The sequence below is a fragment of the Streptomyces sp. NPDC005799 genome, assembly GCF_040630525.1.
Taxonomy (GTDB): domain Bacteria; phylum Actinomycetota; class Actinomycetes; order Streptomycetales; family Streptomycetaceae; genus Streptomyces; species Streptomyces griseorubiginosus_B.
On sequence record NZ_JBEXXQ010000204.1, the window covers coordinates 1 to 1,617 of the forward strand.

1 protein-coding gene is annotated in these 1,617 nt (G+C 66.0%); it reads left to right on the plus strand.

The genetic code is table 11. The annotated features are described in order from the left end of the window. Window positions 1-464: 464 nt before the first annotated feature. Complete coding sequence (locus ABZ453_RS51230) at window positions 465-1,130, plus strand: hypothetical protein (RefSeq protein WP_359026963.1); 666 nt, start codon at window positions 465-467, stop codon at window positions 1,128-1,130. Window positions 1,131-1,617 lie beyond the last annotated feature (487 nt).

Here is a 1,617-nt window from a genome sequence, read left to right on the forward strand (position 1 = left end):
GCCCCGCCCGATCGGGTGTCCAGCTCGCCTTACCGGCACGCTTCGTGGGCTGTCGCCAACAGGCAGATCGCCGTGGGCCTCGAACCGGAACGCGCTGCGCTTGATCCCCTACACCACGTCGCGGGACACGACCGAGGACAAAGGCCGACGGGGCCGAGGACGCCGTTGTGGGAGATATGCCTCTACCGAGTCACGGGTCTGGGCAGCCACGATGCCTGCGGAATCCGCGCCCCGAGGGGGAGTCCGCAGGAGCGTCTCTGGGCGGCCGGAGTGGCTCGGCAAGACGTGACAGAGGCGTCTGCGGCCGGATGAGAGGACGGCAGGGAATGACAGCGAGGCGACGTTTCCTGCTTGCCGCGGCGGCAGGCCTCCCGATGGCTGTGGGGCTGGGATCGACGAGTAGGGCACAAGCAGCCACATCTTCTCCGCCGAGTCACGCACGCGGCCTTCCCGAGATTCCCGGAATGCATGGTGACCGGTGGGCGAACGAGTTTTGGTACCAGTTCGATGAGGAAACGTCGCTGGCACCGTCCTCGCGGCTCCTTGACGCCTATAAAGCCATCGGTTCTCATACGGGCGGGGACATCAGGGGGCTACGTGACCGGTGGCTCTCCCTGAGTCGACTGCCGGAGTATCCGCAGAACTTCATCTCGTTCGTCACGCCGCTGGCAGGTCCGCTGGAGATTGTCTCCTCGGTGCAGTTGCAGGTCATCGACCGGTTCTATCCCTGTAAATCCGACGGGATCGGCGCCGCTTTTGCCTTTTTCGGCGAGGGCGTCCTGTACGACCCGCGGCGGGCCACCATAGGCCACGAAGTTCATACCATGGACGACCTGGCCGACTATCACACGTGGCACGCCTATCAGCGAGCGATGATGTTTCTCGGTATCGACCGCCGCCGTTGGGAGGAGTTGGCCCCCGTGACGGCGTTCGCCTGGGCGGTTCAGTCGGCGGCCATGCCGGGCCAACGGGTGGTCAACCCTCCGTTGCCGACCTCGGTCCTGAATCGACTGGCGAGCACGTGGCTGTGCCGTGATCAGCGCGAACTGGACGAAGCATTCCAGTCCATGCCGCGTCCCAGGCACCTGTATCCGGGATCGAACGTTGGCAGGATGCGACGACCACATTGAGGCCCTCGCATCGCGAAACGTACAGGTGAGGTGGGCCGGTACGAGCAAGTTGCCATGCCCGTCCCGGTCTGCGGCGAGCGTCCGCGGTGAAGATCATCCGCCTTGTTCGGCTGACACGGCTCTAGCCTCAATACCGGGACGTTGGTGATGTTGGTAAGTCGCTGACGGCTGCCTGTGTGCGGTGCTTGGCTGGGAGTGTGCGGGGTGGCGTCGTCGGTGGAGGTGGTCGCGGTGTCGCTGCGGCCGGAGAGTCACCAGCGAATCCCGGCACGGACGGTGCAAACGGCGCGGGCGGCGTGTCCCAAGGGCACCCCGGCCATGCTCATCCGGGACCGGCTGGATGTCCTGTTCGAGGACGAGGAGTTCGCCGCTGTGTACCCGGATGACGGCACGCCGGGATTATCGCCGGGGCAGCTGGCGCTGGTGTCGGTGCTGCAGTTCGCGGAGAACCTGTCCGACCGAGCGGCGGCGGACGCGGTCCGCACCC